Here is a 14,313-nt window from a genome sequence, read left to right as displayed (position 1 = left end):
GATGGGTGTGCTGGTCTTTGCGGAGCACGACGGTGCCGGTGTCACCGAGGCGACACGGCGGGCGATCACTGCCGCTGCCAACCTGGGGGCGCCGGTGGATGTGGTGGTGACCGGCGGCGAGGATGCGGCCGGGGTCGCCGACTCGCTGGCTATCCAGGGGGTCGGCCGGGTCTGGCTGTGCCTCGGGGCGGCCTGTGCCGATCAGCTCGCCGAGCCGGTTTCGGGGCAGCTCGCGAACCTGGTGCGTGACGAGGGCTACCAGGCGCTGGTGGCGGCCACCAGTACCCAGTCCCGGGACCTGTTGCCCCGTGTGGCGGCGGCGCTGGATGTGCAGATGCTTTCGGACGTCGTCGCTATCGAGGACGCCGAGACATTCGTCCGGCCGATCCACGGGGGCAGTGTGCTGGCGCGGATGCGCTGCCGGGAGCCGGTCCGTGTGCTCACGGTGCGGGCCACCCGGTTCGATCGGTCGGAGGCCGGTGATCCGCCGGCCGTAGAGCGTCTCGAAGCGCCAACGGAGCCAGGACCGACGCGCCTGCTCGAGGAACACGGCTCGGCCTCGGACCGTCCCGAGCTAACCTCCGCTCGCGTGGTGGTGGCCGGCGGCCGTGGCGTGGCCGATATCGGCATCGAGGCGCTGGAGGCACTGGCCGATCAGCTCGGTGCCGCCATCGGGGCCTCACGGGGGGCTGTGGAGGCCGGCCTGCTGCCCAATGAGGCGCAGGTCGGGTTGACCGCCAAGGTGGTGGCGCCGCAGCTGTACATCGCCGCTGGGATCTCCGGGGCGATCTACCACGTCTCCGGGATGAAGGATAGCGGTGTGATCGTGGCGATCAATCACGACCCGGAGGCCCCCATCTTCGAGGTGGCCGACTACGGGCTGGTCGCCGATCTGCGGGAAGCGTTACCCGCGCTGCGCGAGGCGCTGGAGCAGTCATGAGCATCTACCGTGCACCGACGCGCGATCTGCGCTTTGTCATCGAGGAACTGATCGGCCTGGAGCGCCTGTCCGGCCTGGAGGATCTGGAGGAGGTGACCCCGGATCTGCTCGAGGCGGTCCTCGAGGAGGCCGATCGGCTGGCCAGCGAGGTGTGGGCCCCGCTGAACCGTGTCGGCGACCGTCAGGGGTGCCGGATGGATGGGGGGAGCGTGCAGCTGCCCGAGGGCTTCACCGAGGCCTACCAGGCCTTCGTTGAGGGCGGCTGGAACGGTATCAACGCTCATCCGGACCACGGGGGTCAGGGGCTGCCGGAGCTGGTGGCCACGGCGACCCAGGAGATGTGGCATGGCGCCAACATGGCCTTGGCCCTGGCGCCCATGCTCTCGGCGGGGGCGACCGAGTTGCTCCACCGCCATGGCGACGAGACCCTGCGCGGGCTTTACCTCGACAAGCTGGTCAGTGGTGAGTGGAGCGGCACCATGGATCTCAGCGAGCCCCGGGCCGGGTCCGACCTGGGGCAGGTCCAGTGCCGTGCCGTGCCGGACGGGGAGGCCTACCGCCTCTACGGTCAAAAGATCTACATCACCTGGGGGGAGCACGAAGCCGCCGAGAACATCATCCACCTGGTGCTGGCCCGTACGCCGGACGCGCCCGAGGGCCATCGGGGGATCTCGCTGTTCCTGGTGCCCAAGTACCGGGTGGAGGCCGACGGCTCGCTCGGGGCGCGCAACGATGTGCACTGCACGGCGCTGGAGCACAAGCTCGGCATCCACGGCTCGCCGACCTGCACCATCAGCTACGGGGACGGCGAGGGGGCCGTCGGCTACCTAGTCGGCGAGCCGTGTCGCGGCCTCAACCACATGTTTACGATGATGAATGAGGCCCGCCACAAGGTCGGGGTGCAGAGCGTCGGGGTCTCGGAGCGCGCCTACCAGCAGGCGCTGGCGTTTGCCCGGGAGCGGATCCAGGGGCGCCGGCCCGGGGGCAAGGCGTCGGTGCCCATCCTTCACCACCCGGATGTGCGCCGCAGCCTCATGGCCATGCGGGCGCAGACCGAGGCCATGCGTGCGTTGGCCCTGCTGACCGCGGCGGAGATGGATGTCGCCGGTCACGGGGCGGACGAAACGAGCCGTCAGAGCGCTCAGCGCCGGGTGGATCTGTTCACTCCTTTGGTCAAGGCCGTGGCCAGCGAGCAAGCCGTGGAGATCACCTCTCTGGGCATCCAGGTCCACGGTGGCATGGGCTATGTGGAGGAGGTCGAGGCCCCGCAGTTGCTCCGGGACGTGCGGGTGGCGGCGATCTACGAGGGCACCAATGGGATCCAGGCCCAGGATTTCACCCTGCGCAAAGTGCTCAAGGACGGCGGCGAGACCCTGGAGTCGTTGCTCCGCGAGGCGGATGAGATCGTCGAGGCGCTGCGCCGTGAGGCCGAACTCGAGGCCTTGGCCGGCCCGCTGGACGATGCGCTGGCCACGCTACGCGAGAGCACGGCGCGGTTGCTGCGGGACGGACAAGACGATCCGTTGGTGCCCCTGACTGCGGCCACCCCCTACCTGATGCAGGCCGGTCTGGTGCTGGGCGGCTGGCTGATGGCGCGGGCGGCCGTGGTTGCGCAGGCCCGTATCCGGGAGGGAAGCGGTGACACCGGCTTCTATACCGGCAAGGTGCATACCGCGCGTTTCTATATGCGTCACATCCTGCCACGGCTCCACGGCTACACCCCGGCGATTCGGGGTGGCAGCGACGAGCTCGAGGCGATCGGCGACGGCGACTGGTGAGGAGGAAGCGGCTTGGAGCAGGAGGAACTCGAGCGCGAGACGCTGGCCTACGATGTTGTTGTCGTGGGCGCCGGTCCGGCCGGGTTGGCGGCGGCCCTGGAGCTGGCCCGCGGTACCGGTAACGGCCCGGCGCCTTCGGTCTGCGTTCTGGAGAAGGGGTCTGCGGTTGGCGCGCACCTCCTATCCGGTGCCGCCATCGATCCGCGCGGCCTGGATGAGCTGCTGCCCGACTGGGCGGAGCGCGGCGCGCCGCTGCGCCTGCGCGCCGCTGAGGACACCTTCCACTGCCTGACACCACGGTACGCGCTGAGACTGCCCACGCCACCGCAGATGGACAACCGCGGGAGCTACGTCGGCAGCCTCGGTGAGCTCGGGCAATGGCTGGCGGACCAGGCCGAAGCGGCCGGGGTGGAGATCTACCCCGGGTTTCCGGCCGCCGAGGTGCTCTACGACGCGCAAGGTGCGGTCTGCGGCGTGGCCACCCCGGATATGGGGCGCCAGCCGGACGGTACGCCGGGCCCGGGTTTTGAGCCGGGCGTGGAGGTGCGCGCGCGGCAGACGGTGTTTGCCGAGGGAGGGCACGGGTCACTGACCCAGCAGGTGATCGGGCGTTTCGACTTGCGCCGGGATGCGCAGCCGCAGACCTACGGCCTCGGTTTCAAAGAGATCTGGGAAGTTAGCCCCGAGCGGCATGTACCGGGGCGGGTCGCGCACACCATCGGCTGGCCCCTGGATCAGTTCACTTACGGCGGCAGTTTTCTCTACCACCTGGACGATCGGCGTGTGGCGATCGGGCTGGTGGTGGGGTTGGACTTCGAGAACCCTTATCTGTCGCCCTTCGGGGAGTTCCAGCGCTTCAAGACTCACCCGTCGATCCGGCCGCTGCTCGAAGGCGGTCGGCGCATCGGTTACGGGGCACGGGTGTTACCGGAGGGCGGCTGGCAGAGTCTGCCGCGGTTGAGCTTCCCCGGTGGGGTCCTGGCCGGTGATGCGGCAGGGTTCGTCAATGTACCGCGCATCAAGGGCATCCACACCGCGATCAAGTCTGGCATGCTCGCCGCCGAGGCGGTGCGCGCCGCCCTGGAGGCGGATCGGGTGCAGGCCGATGATCTCGATCGCCGGGTCGGCGACAGCTGGGTGAGCGACGAGCTCCGCGCCGTGCGCAATATCCGTCCGGCATTCCGCTGGGGGCTGCTGCCCGGGTTGGCTTATTCAGCCCTGGATACCTACCTCCTGCGGGGACGGGCGCCCTGGACGCTGGGGCACGAGCCGGATCACCAGGCCCTGCGGCCCGCCGCGCGGTCGAGGCGCAAGGAGTATCCCCGGCCCGACGGGCGGCTGACCTTCGATCGGACCGCCTCGGTGTTCTTCTCCGGTACCCATCACGAGGAGGGGCAGCCCTGCCACCTGGTGCTGCGTGACCCTGCGCTGGCGTTGCGCGTCAACTGGGCGGTCTACGCCGGGCCGGAGGTCCGCTACTGTCCGGCGGCCGTCTACGACTACGACACGGATGCGGCCGGCCAGCCGCGACTGCGTATCGATGCCATCAACTGCCTGCACTGCAAGGCGTGCGATATCAAGGACCCGCCCCAGAACATCCGCTGGGTGGTCCCGCAGGGCGGGGACGGACCGAACTACCAGGGGATGTGACACGGGGCGAGGGTCCTGGGTGCGCGACAGTCCGTGTGGATGGCGCCGGGGCCCTCTATACTCCTGAGGCTGAGGTTATCCGCGGGCGCCGGCCGGCGCCTGATCTCTCCCGCTCAGGATGCCCTCCATGACCAAAGACCCCAGTCCGTCGCGCCAGGATGAAGCGGCCCGGCTGTTGCGAGAGCGGGCCAGGAAGCGCATGGAGACCACCCCCGGAGCAGTCGACATCGATCGGACGCTGCCGGCCACCCCGGAGGCGTGGCGTGAGGAGTTGCTGCTGCTGCAGATTGAGCGCGATATCCAGGCCGAGGAGCTCCACCGCACCAGCGGCGAACTGGCGCGGGTCCGCGCCGGCTACCGCGATCTCTTCGAGCACGCCCCGGTGGCTTATCTGTTGCTGGATGAGGACGGAGTGATCCGTGATGCCAACCCCCCGGCCGCGGGACTGCTGGGAGCGACCTCGGCACCGGAACTCGAGGGGCAGGCGTTTGCCGAGTTTCTGGCCCCTTCGGCGCTCGAGCAGTGGGCCCGGTGTCGAGCGGCCCGGAATGCGGGCGGGGCGGCGCGGGCGGCGACCGAGCTGGGGCTTCATTGCGATCAGTGCCCCCTGCGCCGGCTTGTGCGTATGGAGTGCGTCACGGAGGTGGCGTGCACCGAAGGGGGTGGCGTCCACGGCCTGTTCGCTCTGATCGATTTGACCGAGCAACGTCAGGCTGAGGAGGATCGCGAGGCCCTGATCGATCTGGTCGAGGCGTCCCCGCAACTCCTCGCGGGGCGTCTGGGCGTCAAGCCGGTGGATGATGCGGAGGGCGAGCCGACGCCCTGAGCGGCCGCCGAGCCCCGGCTTGCTCGATTGCTACAAAAATCATCTGCGCACGGCGCGGCGGTGCTATTCCGGCCGCGTCCGAGCAGATAGACTGCGGGGTAGCTCGCCCGGGCGGTCCCACGAAGGCATGACGTCTGCCGGCCGCTCCGCAAGGCGGGCTGACCCATGATCCGCAACCGGAGCATCCCGTCGCATGAGTACTGAGAAGGACCCGACCAAGGGCTACGTCGCCATTCTGGGCTGGAGCATCAACTGCATCGATGCCCTCGACCGGTTCGACCGCCGTTACGTCATTGTCGCCCCGGAGTGGGCCGAGGAGTATGCCCGGGAGCACGGGATCCCCTTCATCGCCTGGGATTTCGAGCGACTCAATGATCGGTCCATCGAGATCGCCGAACGGCTGCGTGACGAAGGCGTGGATGTCGCCATCCCGCTGTTTGAGGAGACCGTCGAGTGGGCCGGTGCCATCAACGCCGTGCTCATGGGGGACCCGCGGCTGCACGGTCAGGCGGTGCTGTTCCGGGACAAGGCGCTGATGAAGCGCCGTGCTCAGCTCGGCGGGATCCGCGTCGGCATCTTCGAGGAGGCCCACGATCGCGACGACGTGATCCGCTTCCTCAAGCGCGTGAACCAGACCTTGCTCAAGCTCGACGGCGACCCCAACGACCCGATCCACCTCAAGGCCTTCGACAAGGCGGGTTGCCTCGGGCACCGCGTCATCCGCACGCCGGACGAGGTCGACCTGATCCCCGAGGAGGAGTTCCCGGTGCTCATGGAGAGCCACCTGGACGGCTGGGAGTTCGCCGTCGAGGCCTGGATCCACGACGGCAAGATCCGCTTCCTGAACATCTCCGAGTACGTCACCCTCGGCTACTCGGTCTTTGTTCCGGCCACCCCGGAGCTGGAGAGCTGGCGGGATCTGATCACCCACGAGATCGAGAAGCTGATCAAGACCTTCGACATCCGCTTCGGCTTTATCCATCCGGAGTACTTCGTGACCAGCGATGGGACGATGTACTTCGGCGAGGTGGCCTACCGCCCGCCGGGGTTCAAGGTCTTCGAGCTGCTCGAGCGCGCTTACGGGTTCAACGCCTACCAGGGGATGGTGCTGGCCTTCGATCCGAAGACCACGGAGGAGGAGATCACCGACTTCTTCCCCCGCGAGGTGGTGGATGCCAAGGGCTATGCGGGCTGCTTCGGCGTCTATCCGCGCCGTCGGGTGGTCAGCCGCCTGGAGATCCCGGAAGAGACCGAGCAGCATGAGTACTTCGAGTACCACGAGCTGACGCCGCCCCCGCAGGAGGTGGTCACCAAGCGCACCGCCTTCGGGACTCACTGGGGGTTGGTCTACTTCTTCGGGGACAATCCCCACCGGCTCCGGGATCTGCTCAAGCACCAGGAGGAGCTGGACTTCTACGTCTGACATCGCATCGGACCGGGGCGCCCCGCCGCTCGGGCGGGGGCGCCCCGGGCGGCTCGTGGGCGACGGTGCCGGGTTCCGGGGTCAGTGGATCGCTCGCCCGGCGGCCCAGCTGTTGCGTGCGAGCGCGATGACCTCGCTGATCTCCGCTTCCGGCACCGGCGGGTCCAGGGCCTCCTCCCGCGGGTCGTAGTGGAAGATGTAGAGCCGGGACAGGAACTGCTCGAAGGGCAGGGACGATTCCCCGTGGCGTTCGCCGTTACCCTCGGTGGAGACCATCACCCCGTTGCCCCAGTCCTGGGTGCTGTCGTTGTTCGGGTTGAAGAAGTAGACGCGGACCACGCCGTCCGGGTCCGTGGAGACGCGCTCGATGGTGATGGCGTGCCAGCCGACGAAGGCACCGCTGCTGTCGGTGACCGCCACCCCGGCGGGCTGGGGGTGGATCACCGGGTTGTTGCCGTTGTAGCCGGGGTGGTAGCAGCCGTAGAAACGGCTTGCGAAGCCGCGCAGATCGGGGAGGGCGCCGGTGGCGACATCGACGGCGATCGAGAACCCCCGCCCGACCCACCAGCCGTGGAATTCGGGGTTCACCCAGCGGTGGGGGTCCTCGCCGCGTCCGGCGCAGCGCCGCCCCATCTCGTGGTAGATGGCGTCCAAGTGAGGTACGGCCACCGCCGAGACCGGGTCGATATCCTCCAGGGGCGCCTCCGGGTAGCGGGCGAGCAGCTCCGCGGAGGAGAGGGCCTGGCCCTCGAAGTGGGCCACGACATCGTCGTCGCGGGCGGCCCAGGCGACAATCTGCAGCAGATAGTCGGGGTCGTTGCTCGACCACATGGACAGCGCCCTTGCCGATTGACACGTGGGGCTGTTGCCCTGACCCAGGCCGCGCGGCTGGCCGAGGACGCTGATCGCCCCGGCGAGCAGGAAGGCCTCCGGCGCGGCCGAGGCGCCGGGGATGCGATCGACCAGCCGCTGCCGGGCGGCGGCGCAGAGCGGTAGATGGATCTGGCGCCAGAGGGCCGGCGCTACTGGGCCGCTGTAGAGGATGCCGCGCTCGAGCAGGCCCGCCAGGCCGTAGACCGCCTGCGCGGTCTCGGACCAGATGGCACGGCGGATGAGCGTGTGCACCAGTTCCGGGTAGCATCCGAGCGCATCGATCCCGGTGCTGCTCAGGCCCAGCGCGCTGGGGAGGAGTTCGGGCGACTGCTCCAGCGCAAAGTGCAGGAAGACCGGGTGGTAGGGTGAAACCAGGCCGGTGTCGTGCATGGCGCGCCCCAGGCCGAGTGCCTCGTTGCGCAGGGAGGTCTCGTCCATGCTGGCCAGCCGCTCCTGGTAGACGGCCAGACCCGGGTCCTCCTGGCAGCCACGTGTCGGCCCGTAGAGCGCGCTGATCAGGCGCTCCGCGCCTCGGGCGCGGGCTGCTGGCACCCCGGGTTCATCGCTGTCCAGGTACACCGCCACGCTGGTGATCATCTCCTTGACGTGCCCGACGACCACCGGCCGCTGGGCGAGGATGCGCCAGATCTCGCCGATCAGCTCCTCGATGACCTCGCCGAAGCCGACCTGCTCGGCGATGAAGCGCTGGTGGCGCTGCACCATGGGCAGATTGCGGCCCAGATGCACCCGCTCGGACTCGCCGACCGGCCCGAAGATCAGCCGCAGATTCAGCGCCAGGACCCGTGCCAGGAACCGTCGGGCCGTGTCGGCGTCGAGCGTTGGATGACTGGCGGTGCCCTCGGCGATGGCCACCAGGCGCAGTTCGCTAAGGCACTCCAGGATCAGCGTCTGGTCCCGGGCGAGCTTCAGGGTGTTGGCGGCCAGGGTTGGCTGGAGTTGCTCGGGGTGTTCCCAGTCGCTGCCGGCGAATACGCCGGCCTCGGTCAGCGCCCCGATCCGCTGGTAGAGCGCCGGGACGCCGTCGGGGTGGGCGAGCAGGCGGCGGGTCGCCTCGAGAACCTGCGCAGCGTGAGTGAACTTGGCGAAGCTCGCAGTCCGGGCCAGGCGCTCGCAGGCGTCATCCACCCGTTGAGTCAGGCGCTCCAGCGCCTGCCCGGTGTCGTCGGGGGTATCATCCATGCGGGAATAGTGGACCGGCCGCCACGGTTTGTCCAACACCGTTTGGCCCGGGGTGAGGTCTCGGGCTAGCCCGGCCATGCGCGCCAGGCGTGGGCCGGGCCTAGGGCTGGCCTGCGATCAGTGCGCGATGCGCAGCTCCTCGCGGCTGCCGCCGTCCTGTTCCCACTCCTGGATCCAGCGCGGGGTGCGTCCACGGCCGGACCAGGTCTTGGCCGGGTCCCGCGGGTGGCGGTATTTGGCAGGGACACGGCGGCGAGGTTTTGTGGAGTGCCCATTGATGTCGCCGAGCGCCTCTTCGAGTTTGACGCCGTATTTCGCCGCTACCAGGCGGATCTCTTTTTCGGCCTGTACAACGCGGTTGCGATCCCGCTGCTCGCGTTCCCTGGCAATGCGTTTTTCGAGGGTGTCGAGTTCTTCGTCCGTGAACCCCTCCAGGTTGATGGCTTCAAGCTGTTTGCTGGTCATCGGGTATCGGCTCCTTACAAATGAGTGCCCGGGGGCTTTTCGGGTCCGTCCCTTGACCGGGTGCTTGAGTCCTGAGGCGTCGTTTCGTTGAGAGCGATTCAAGCCTGTAAATAAGATACCAGATCCTTTTCAGGAATCAATTCGTCGCTCTTCTTCGGATGGCATCCCTACCTTTTCCGTGTAAACCCGATGAGTCAAAATCGGATAAGCGCTGGCATCTGCCCCGTTGGTTTCGGGTTGGATCGCGCCGTTAAGAGGCGTAGGGTGGAATCGCCGATCCATACCGAAAATAATGAGGTGGCTGGCATGAGTGGAATCGACAAGAGTCGTCGCACGTTCCTCAAGGGCAGTGCCGTGGCGCTGGCGGCGCTGCCGCTATCAACCCTGCTGCATCAGCGCAGCGCCCGAGCGGAACCGAGGGCCGAGGATGGCCACGCCCACGACTACGTCAACGAGGCCGCGGACGCCTCGGGCCATCCGCGCTACGAGGAAGGGCAGCTTTGCGAGAACTGCGCCTTCTGGGGCGAGGCCGTCGAGGATGGTTGGGGGCGGTGCACCCACCCGGACTTTGACGAGGTGCTCGTCAAGGCGGAAGGCTGGTGCTCCGTCTACGCACCAGCCTCCTGATCCGGGGTCGCCGTCACGTGGGGGTAAGCCCGGCCACCGGCGGCTGCCACGCGCCCGCCCGGGAGGGTATGGCAGCCGCGCCGGGCGCCCCTGCGGCGATACGCAGGGGGCGGCGATGTGGCGAGGCGTGCTGACAACTGCGGCATAAAAAATGCCCGCGGTGCGGGCATTCAGGGAAGCGGGGGTATCGGGAATCTAGAGATTGGTGGAGGCGGCGGGAATCGAACCCGCGTCCGCAGGAGCTACACCGTCGGTCCTACATGCTTAGCCGATCTATTCTTTTTAACGGTTGAACGCCCGACCGGCAGGGCGGCTCAACCGCGAGCCCGTTGGGTTTCACGATGCCGGACCGGACCTATCCGGGCATCGCTATCCTGCGTCTATGACTGCTCGTCAGCCGGCACAGGCACCGACTGGGAGCAGCTGGCGGGTGTTACGCCGCCAGGGCGTAGTTGTCGTCGTTGGCAACTATCTTTAAGTACAGCCTGTTTTACGAGGTTGACTGTCACCTCGGCATGCACCTCGGGTTTCGCGACCTGCGTCGAAGCCATGTCGCCCCCGTTGCAACTGAGTAGACAGTGTACGGCTCGTGGAGTTCCCTCGGCAAGCGCGATTATCGCGCCGGCAGAGACCGGTCGACGGGCCGGCCCCCGCGCTAGCTGACCTTGTGCTTGAGCAGGCGCTCCCGCTGGCGCTGCCAGTCCTGCTCCTTCTTATCCGCCCGCTTGTCCTGCTTCTTCTTGCCCTTGGCTACACCGATCTCGATCTTGGCGCGCCCCTTCTTCCAGTAGAGCTTGAGCGGCACCACGGTGTAGCCTTCGCGGTCCACGGCGCCGATCAGACGGCTGATCTCGCGACGGTGGAGCAGCAGCTTGCGCGTGCGCGTCGGATCCGGCCGGACGTGGGTGGAGGCAGTGCTCAGCGGCGTGATGTTGCAGCCGATCAGCCAAGCCTCGCCGCGACGGACGAGGACGTGGCTTTCGGTGAGGTTCACGCGCTTGGCACGCAGCGATTTGACCTCCCAGCCCTCCAGCGCCAGCCCGGCCTCAAGGCGCTCCTCGATGAAGAAATCGAAGCCCGCCTTGCGGTTGACGGCGATGACGTTGCCTTCGGTCTTTTTGCTTTTTCCGGCTTTCTTGCTCACGGGGCGCATTGTATAGACGCCGGACCGCTGCGCAAAGCGCTGCGGCCGCCTGGTGGTTGGTGGTTGTCGGGGAGGACGCGGATCGTGACAATGGCCGGTCAAGGTCCGGAACGCTGGAGAACGGGAAGCCCCATGCCGAGTATCAGCCGCAGTGAGCTGGTCCCCTACACCGCCATCGAGATCTACGACCTGGTCAACGATGTCGCCCGCTACCCGGAGTTCATTCCGTGGTGCAAGGAGTGCGAGATCCTCGAGACCAGCGAGGACACCACCCGTGCCCGCATGACCTTTGCCAAGGGCGGCATGGAGAAGTCGTTCGTGACCGCGAATCGACACCAGCGCGGCAAGATGATCGATATCCGGCTCGTGGAGGGACCGTTCCAGCGCCTGGAGGGTTACTGGCGCTTTCGAGACCTGGGCGAGAGCGCCTCGAAGGTGACCCTGGACATGGAGTTCGAGTTCTCCAATCGGATCGTGGCCTACGCCTTCGGCAAGGTCTTTACCCAGGTGGCCAATACGCTGGTGGACAGTTTCGCCCGGCGGGCCCGCGAGGTCTACGGAGAGCGCGATGTCCTCTGACGGGGGATTGCAGATCGAGGTCGCCTACGCCCTACCGGAGCAGCAGACCGTGCTTCGGCTGGAACTGCCGGCTGGCAGTACGGTGGGGGACGCCCTGAACGCCTCGGGGCTCCTCGAGCGCCATCCGGAGATCAACCTGACGCAGCAGTCGGTGGGCGTGTTCGGGCAGATCGTCGGCCTCGATACCCCGCTGCACGATGGTGACCGGGTGGAGGTCTACCGGCCGCTGCAGGTCGATCCGAAGGAGGCCCGCAAGCGGCGGGCCGCTCGCAAGGCCTCCTAAATGGACGCAGGCTAGCGGGACGTCCAGTGATCCTCGATCTCGACGAGGGTGTCGTCGTCGAAGTGGAGCGTCAGCCGCTTGCGCGCCTGCTCGCTGCCGCTGCGCTCGTACAGGTAGTCCCAGCGATCATCCTCGAAGGCGTGCTCGAGCACCGGCGTGCCGAGCCGCTGCCGGACTTCGGCACGGCTCATGCCGACGGCGATCCGCTCGATGTCCTCTTCCTCAAGCAGGTTCCCCTGCTCGATCTCCAGCGGCTGGGCCAGCGGGAACTGACCGCCGCACCCGCTGGCGAATGAGGCGCCGAGAACGCATAATAAGAATAACTTGCATTTGGATGGTGTCATCATAGAGGAAATGGTAGCCTAATGACCGAATCGACGAACAGTAGGCGAGGGGAAGCTGTGGACGCTGGTGGCTTGCGCAAGGCAGGGCTGAAGGTCACGCTGCCGCGGATGAAGATCCTGGAGGTGCTGCAGCAGAGTCAGCAGCGCCACGTCTCCGCGGAGGAGGTCTACCGGGCCCTGCTGGATGCTGGGGAGGACATCGGGCTGGCCACGGTCTACCGGGTCCTGACCCAGTTCGAGACGGCGGATATTCTGGTCCGGCACAACTTCCAGGGCAGTCATTCCGTCTTCGAACTCAACGATACGGCGCATCACGATCACATCGTCTGCGTGGAGTGCGGTCGCGTGGAGGAGTTCGTGGACGACACCATCGAGCAGCGCCAGCGCGAGACGGCTCGGGACCACGCCTTCCGCATGACCGGGCACTCACTGGTACTCTACGGCGTTTGCGCCGATTGCGCCGGGGCCAGCGAAGAGGGCAGTTGACCCCTCCGCGCCTGTCATGCCCTTAGCCAGCGCCGCGGGCCAGCATACGCTGCGCCGCGGCACGCTCGTGATCGGTGATCTCCAGTCCTCCGAGCATGCGCGCGATCTCCTCGATTCGCTCGGCCTCCGCGAGGGGATCCACCTCGGTGCGTGTGCGTCCGTCGCCCTCGGACTTGCTGACACGAAAGTGGGCGCCGCCCTGGGCAGCCACCTGCGGGAGATGCGTCACGCACAGGACCTGGTAGCGCTGCCCGAGGGTGCGCAGCAGGCGCCCGACCACCTCGGCCACCGCGCCGCCGATGCCGGTGTCGGCCTCGTCGAACACCAGCGTCGGCACCCCGCTGGCGCGTTCGACCGTGGCTACTTGGATCGCCAGACCGATTCGGGAGAGCTCGCCGCCCGAGGCGACCTTGGCCAGGGGGCCGGCAGACTGGCCGGCGTTCGTGCGCACCAGCAGCTCGATACGGTCGAGGCCGTGACTGCTCGGAGTGGCCTCCGCCTCAAACTCGATCGCCGGGATGAGTTCAGCGCCGGCCATGCCCAGTTCCCCAAGCAATTGATGGACCTCGGTGGCCAGCTGGTCGGCGGCGTTCTGGCGCAGCCGGGACAGCCGCCGGGCGGCGTCCTGGTAGCGCTCCACGGCCGCCGCCCGGTTCTGACGTAGTGTCTCCAGGCGCTGCCCGGCGTTCTCCAGACGTTCGAGCTGGGCCTGCAGCGTCTCGAGGGTTTCCGGTAACTGCTCGACCTCGACACGATGCTTGCGGGCGAGATCCCGCAATTCGCTGATGCGCTGGTCGAGTTCGGCCAGGCGCTGCGGATCGATCTCGAGCCCGTCGGCAAAGTTGCGTAGGGTCTGGCAGCCCTCTTCCAGGTGTGCCAGGGCGTTCTGGAGCAGGTCGGCTGACTCGCCCAGGGCGGGGTCGATCTCCCGCCGCTCTTCCAGCTCACGGACCGCGCGGCCGATGAGCGCCTGAGCGGCGAGGTCATCGTCCGACAGGGCCTGGAGCTGGGTCTGGGCCAGCGCGATGAGGGATTCGGCGTGGGCCAGCCGCTGGTGCTCCGTCTCCAGCTCGTTCAGTCCGTCCCGGGAGGGGGCTGCGCTTTCAAGCTCTTCGACCTGATGCCGCAGCAGGGCGAGGCGATCCTCGTAGTCGTGGTCCCGGTCCTCGAGTTCGGCCAGCTCGCGGTCGATCTCGCGCAATTCGCGGAAGCGCTCGGTGACCGCACGACGTAGCTCGCCGGCCTCGGCGTAGGCGTCGAGGAGTTCGCGCTGAATGGCCGGGCGCAGCAGCGATTGGTGGGCGTGCTGGCCGTGGATGTCGACCAGCTGCTCGCCGAGTTCGCGGAGCACCTGCAGGGCCACCGGCGTGCCGTTGACGAACCCCCGCGAGCGCCCGTTGCTCTGGATAACCCGGCGGACGATGATCTCGTCATCCCCGTCGAGTTCGCGATCAGCCAGCCACTGAGTCACCTCGGGGCCGGGCGGGTCGAACACGGCGCTGACCTCCGCGCGCTCCGCCCCGGGGCGGATGATCTCGGACCGGGCGCGGTCGCCGAGGCAGAGGCCAAGGGCGTCGAGGAGGATGGACTTGCCGGCACCGGTTTCGCCGGTCAGCACATGCATGCCCGCGCCGAACTCCAGATCGAGCTGATCGACGATGGCGAAGTCGCGGATGTGGATCTCCCTGAGCACAG

General features: G+C 67.7%; 14 protein-coding genes and 1 other RNA gene. 9 read left to right on the top strand and 6 right to left on the bottom strand.

What is annotated here, in order from left to right; genetic code table 11:
* The first annotated feature begins 1 nt into the window (after position 1).
* The 5 genes from LRA98_RS02400 to LRA98_RS02380 all read left to right on the top strand — a co-directional run bounded on the left by LRA98_RS02400 (position 2) and on the right by LRA98_RS02380 (position 6,617).
* Positions 2-940: an electron transfer flavoprotein subunit alpha/FixB family protein gene (locus tag LRA98_RS02400; RefSeq protein WP_238632981.1), complete on the top strand. Its 939-nt coding sequence runs from the start codon at positions 2-4 to the stop codon at positions 938-940.
* A complete protein-coding gene (locus LRA98_RS02395; RefSeq protein WP_238632982.1) occupies positions 937-2,718 on the top strand; it encodes an acyl-CoA dehydrogenase in 1,782 nt (593 codons plus the stop codon). The genes LRA98_RS02400 and LRA98_RS02395 overlap by 4 nt, the downstream gene beginning before the upstream one ends.
* Positions 2,719-2,730: 12 nt before the next feature.
* A complete protein-coding gene (locus tag LRA98_RS02390) occupies positions 2,731-4,368 on the top strand; it encodes an electron transfer flavoprotein-ubiquinone oxidoreductase (RefSeq protein WP_238632983.1) in 1,638 nt (545 codons plus the stop codon).
* Between the two features lie 127 nt (positions 4,369-4,495).
* Complete coding sequence (locus LRA98_RS02385; RefSeq protein WP_238632984.1) at positions 4,496-5,194, top strand: PAS domain S-box protein; 699 nt, start codon at positions 4,496-4,498, stop codon at positions 5,192-5,194.
* A gap of 193 nt (positions 5,195-5,387) precedes the next feature.
* Complete coding sequence (locus tag LRA98_RS02380) at positions 5,388-6,617, top strand: ATP-grasp domain-containing protein (RefSeq protein WP_238632985.1); 1,230 nt, start codon at positions 5,388-5,390, stop codon at positions 6,615-6,617.
* A gap of 81 nt (positions 6,618-6,698) precedes the next feature.
* Here LRA98_RS02380 and LRA98_RS02375 read toward each other — a convergent pair whose 3' ends face one another.
* Positions 6,699-8,690, bottom strand: coding sequence for a hypothetical protein (locus tag LRA98_RS02375; protein ID WP_238632986.1), 1,992 nt, complete (start codon positions 8,688-8,690; stop codon positions 6,699-6,701).
* A gap of 117 nt (positions 8,691-8,807) precedes the next feature.
* The gene (locus LRA98_RS02370) at positions 8,808-9,155 is read right to left on the bottom strand and encodes an H-NS histone family protein (RefSeq protein WP_238632987.1); all 348 of its coding nucleotides are present in this window, start codon (positions 9,153-9,155) and stop codon (positions 8,808-8,810) included.
* A gap of 306 nt (positions 9,156-9,461) precedes the next feature.
* Between LRA98_RS02370 and LRA98_RS02365 the strand changes: the two genes are divergently transcribed.
* The gene (locus LRA98_RS02365; protein WP_201170666.1) at positions 9,462-9,782 is read left to right on the top strand and encodes a high-potential iron-sulfur protein; all 321 of its coding nucleotides are present in this window, start codon (positions 9,462-9,464) and stop codon (positions 9,780-9,782) included.
* Positions 9,783-9,985: 203 nt separating this feature from the next.
* Here LRA98_RS02365 and ssrA read toward each other — a convergent pair.
* Both ssrA and smpB read right to left on the bottom strand, forming a co-directional pair.
* Positions 9,986-10,342: a transfer-messenger RNA gene (ssrA, locus tag LRA98_RS02360) on the bottom strand.
* A gap of 95 nt (positions 10,343-10,437) precedes the next feature.
* Positions 10,438-10,935 (bottom strand): SsrA-binding protein SmpB, encoded by a 498-nt coding sequence (gene smpB / locus LRA98_RS02355; RefSeq protein ID WP_201170634.1) that lies wholly within the window; start codon positions 10,933-10,935, stop codon positions 10,438-10,440.
* A 123-nt stretch (positions 10,936-11,058) separates the two neighbouring features.
* Here smpB and LRA98_RS02350 point away from each other — a divergent pair, with 123 nt between their 5' ends.
* Together LRA98_RS02350 and LRA98_RS02345 are read left to right on the top strand one after the other, a co-directional pair.
* The gene (locus tag LRA98_RS02350) at positions 11,059-11,505 is read left to right on the top strand and encodes a type II toxin-antitoxin system RatA family toxin (protein ID WP_201170631.1); all 447 of its coding nucleotides are present in this window, start codon (positions 11,059-11,061) and stop codon (positions 11,503-11,505) included.
* Positions 11,495-11,788 (top strand): RnfH family protein, encoded by a 294-nt coding sequence (locus LRA98_RS02345; RefSeq protein ID WP_201170628.1) that lies wholly within the window; start codon positions 11,495-11,497, stop codon positions 11,786-11,788. Before LRA98_RS02350 ends, LRA98_RS02345 begins: the two co-directional genes overlap by 11 nt.
* An 11-nt stretch (positions 11,789-11,799) precedes the next feature.
* Here the strand turns inward: LRA98_RS02345 and LRA98_RS02340 are convergent, their stop codons facing one another.
* Complete coding sequence (locus LRA98_RS02340; protein WP_238632988.1) at positions 11,800-12,135, bottom strand: outer membrane protein assembly factor BamE; 336 nt, start codon at positions 12,133-12,135, stop codon at positions 11,800-11,802.
* A gap of 54 nt (positions 12,136-12,189) precedes the next feature.
* On the opposite strand from LRA98_RS02340, the gene fur reads away from it, so the two are divergent.
* Positions 12,190-12,618 carry a ferric iron uptake transcriptional regulator gene (gene fur / locus LRA98_RS02335; RefSeq protein ID WP_201242672.1) on the top strand — a complete coding sequence of 143 codons (429 nt, stop codon included), beginning with the start codon at positions 12,190-12,192 and terminating at the stop codon, positions 12,616-12,618.
* A gap of 22 nt (positions 12,619-12,640) precedes the next feature.
* On the opposite strand, the gene recN is transcribed toward fur, so the two are convergent.
* A complete protein-coding gene (recN, locus tag LRA98_RS02330; RefSeq protein WP_201170620.1) occupies positions 12,641-14,311 on the bottom strand; it encodes a DNA repair protein RecN in 1,671 nt (556 codons plus the stop codon).
* Positions 14,312-14,313 lie beyond the last annotated feature (2 nt).

This window comes from Halorhodospira sp. M38 (genome assembly GCF_022227985.1).
GTDB lineage: Bacteria > Pseudomonadota > Gammaproteobacteria > Nitrococcales > Halorhodospiraceae > Halorhodospira > Halorhodospira halophila_A.
Note: the sequence above shows the minus strand (reverse complement) of the source record. Positions and strands in the feature narration are given on the sequence as shown.

Bases quoted from the DNA above. Each gene is read 5' to 3' on its own strand.
- LRA98_RS02400 (WP_238632981.1), top strand. From the start codon at position 2: ATGGGTGTGCTGGTCTTTGCGGAGCACGACGGTGCCGGTGTCACCGAG.
- LRA98_RS02395 (WP_238632982.1), top strand. From the start codon at position 937: ATGAGCATCTACCGTGCACCGACGCGCGATCTGCGCTTTGTCATCGAG.
- LRA98_RS02385 (WP_238632984.1), top strand. From the start codon at position 4,496: ATGACCAAAGACCCCAGTCCGTCGCGCCAGGATGAAGCGGCCCGGCTG.
- LRA98_RS02380 (WP_238632985.1), top strand. From the start codon at position 5,388: ATGAGTACTGAGAAGGACCCGACCAAGGGCTACGTCGCCATTCTGGGC.
- LRA98_RS02375 (WP_238632986.1), bottom strand. From the start codon at position 8,690: ATGGATGATACCCCCGACGACACCGGGCAGGCGCTGGAGCGCCTGACT.
- LRA98_RS02370 (WP_238632987.1), bottom strand. From the start codon at position 9,155: ATGACCAGCAAACAGCTTGAAGCCATCAACCTGGAGGGGTTCACGGAC.
- LRA98_RS02365 (WP_201170666.1), top strand. From the start codon at position 9,462: ATGAGTGGAATCGACAAGAGTCGTCGCACGTTCCTCAAGGGCAGTGCC.
- smpB (WP_201170634.1), bottom strand. From the start codon at position 10,935: ATGCGCCCCGTGAGCAAGAAAGCCGGAAAAAGCAAAAAGACCGAAGGC.
- LRA98_RS02350 (WP_201170631.1), top strand. From the start codon at position 11,059: ATGCCGAGTATCAGCCGCAGTGAGCTGGTCCCCTACACCGCCATCGAG.
- LRA98_RS02345 (WP_201170628.1), top strand. From the start codon at position 11,495: ATGTCCTCTGACGGGGGATTGCAGATCGAGGTCGCCTACGCCCTACCG.
- LRA98_RS02340 (WP_238632988.1), bottom strand. From the start codon at position 12,135: ATGATGACACCATCCAAATGCAAGTTATTCTTATTATGCGTTCTCGGC.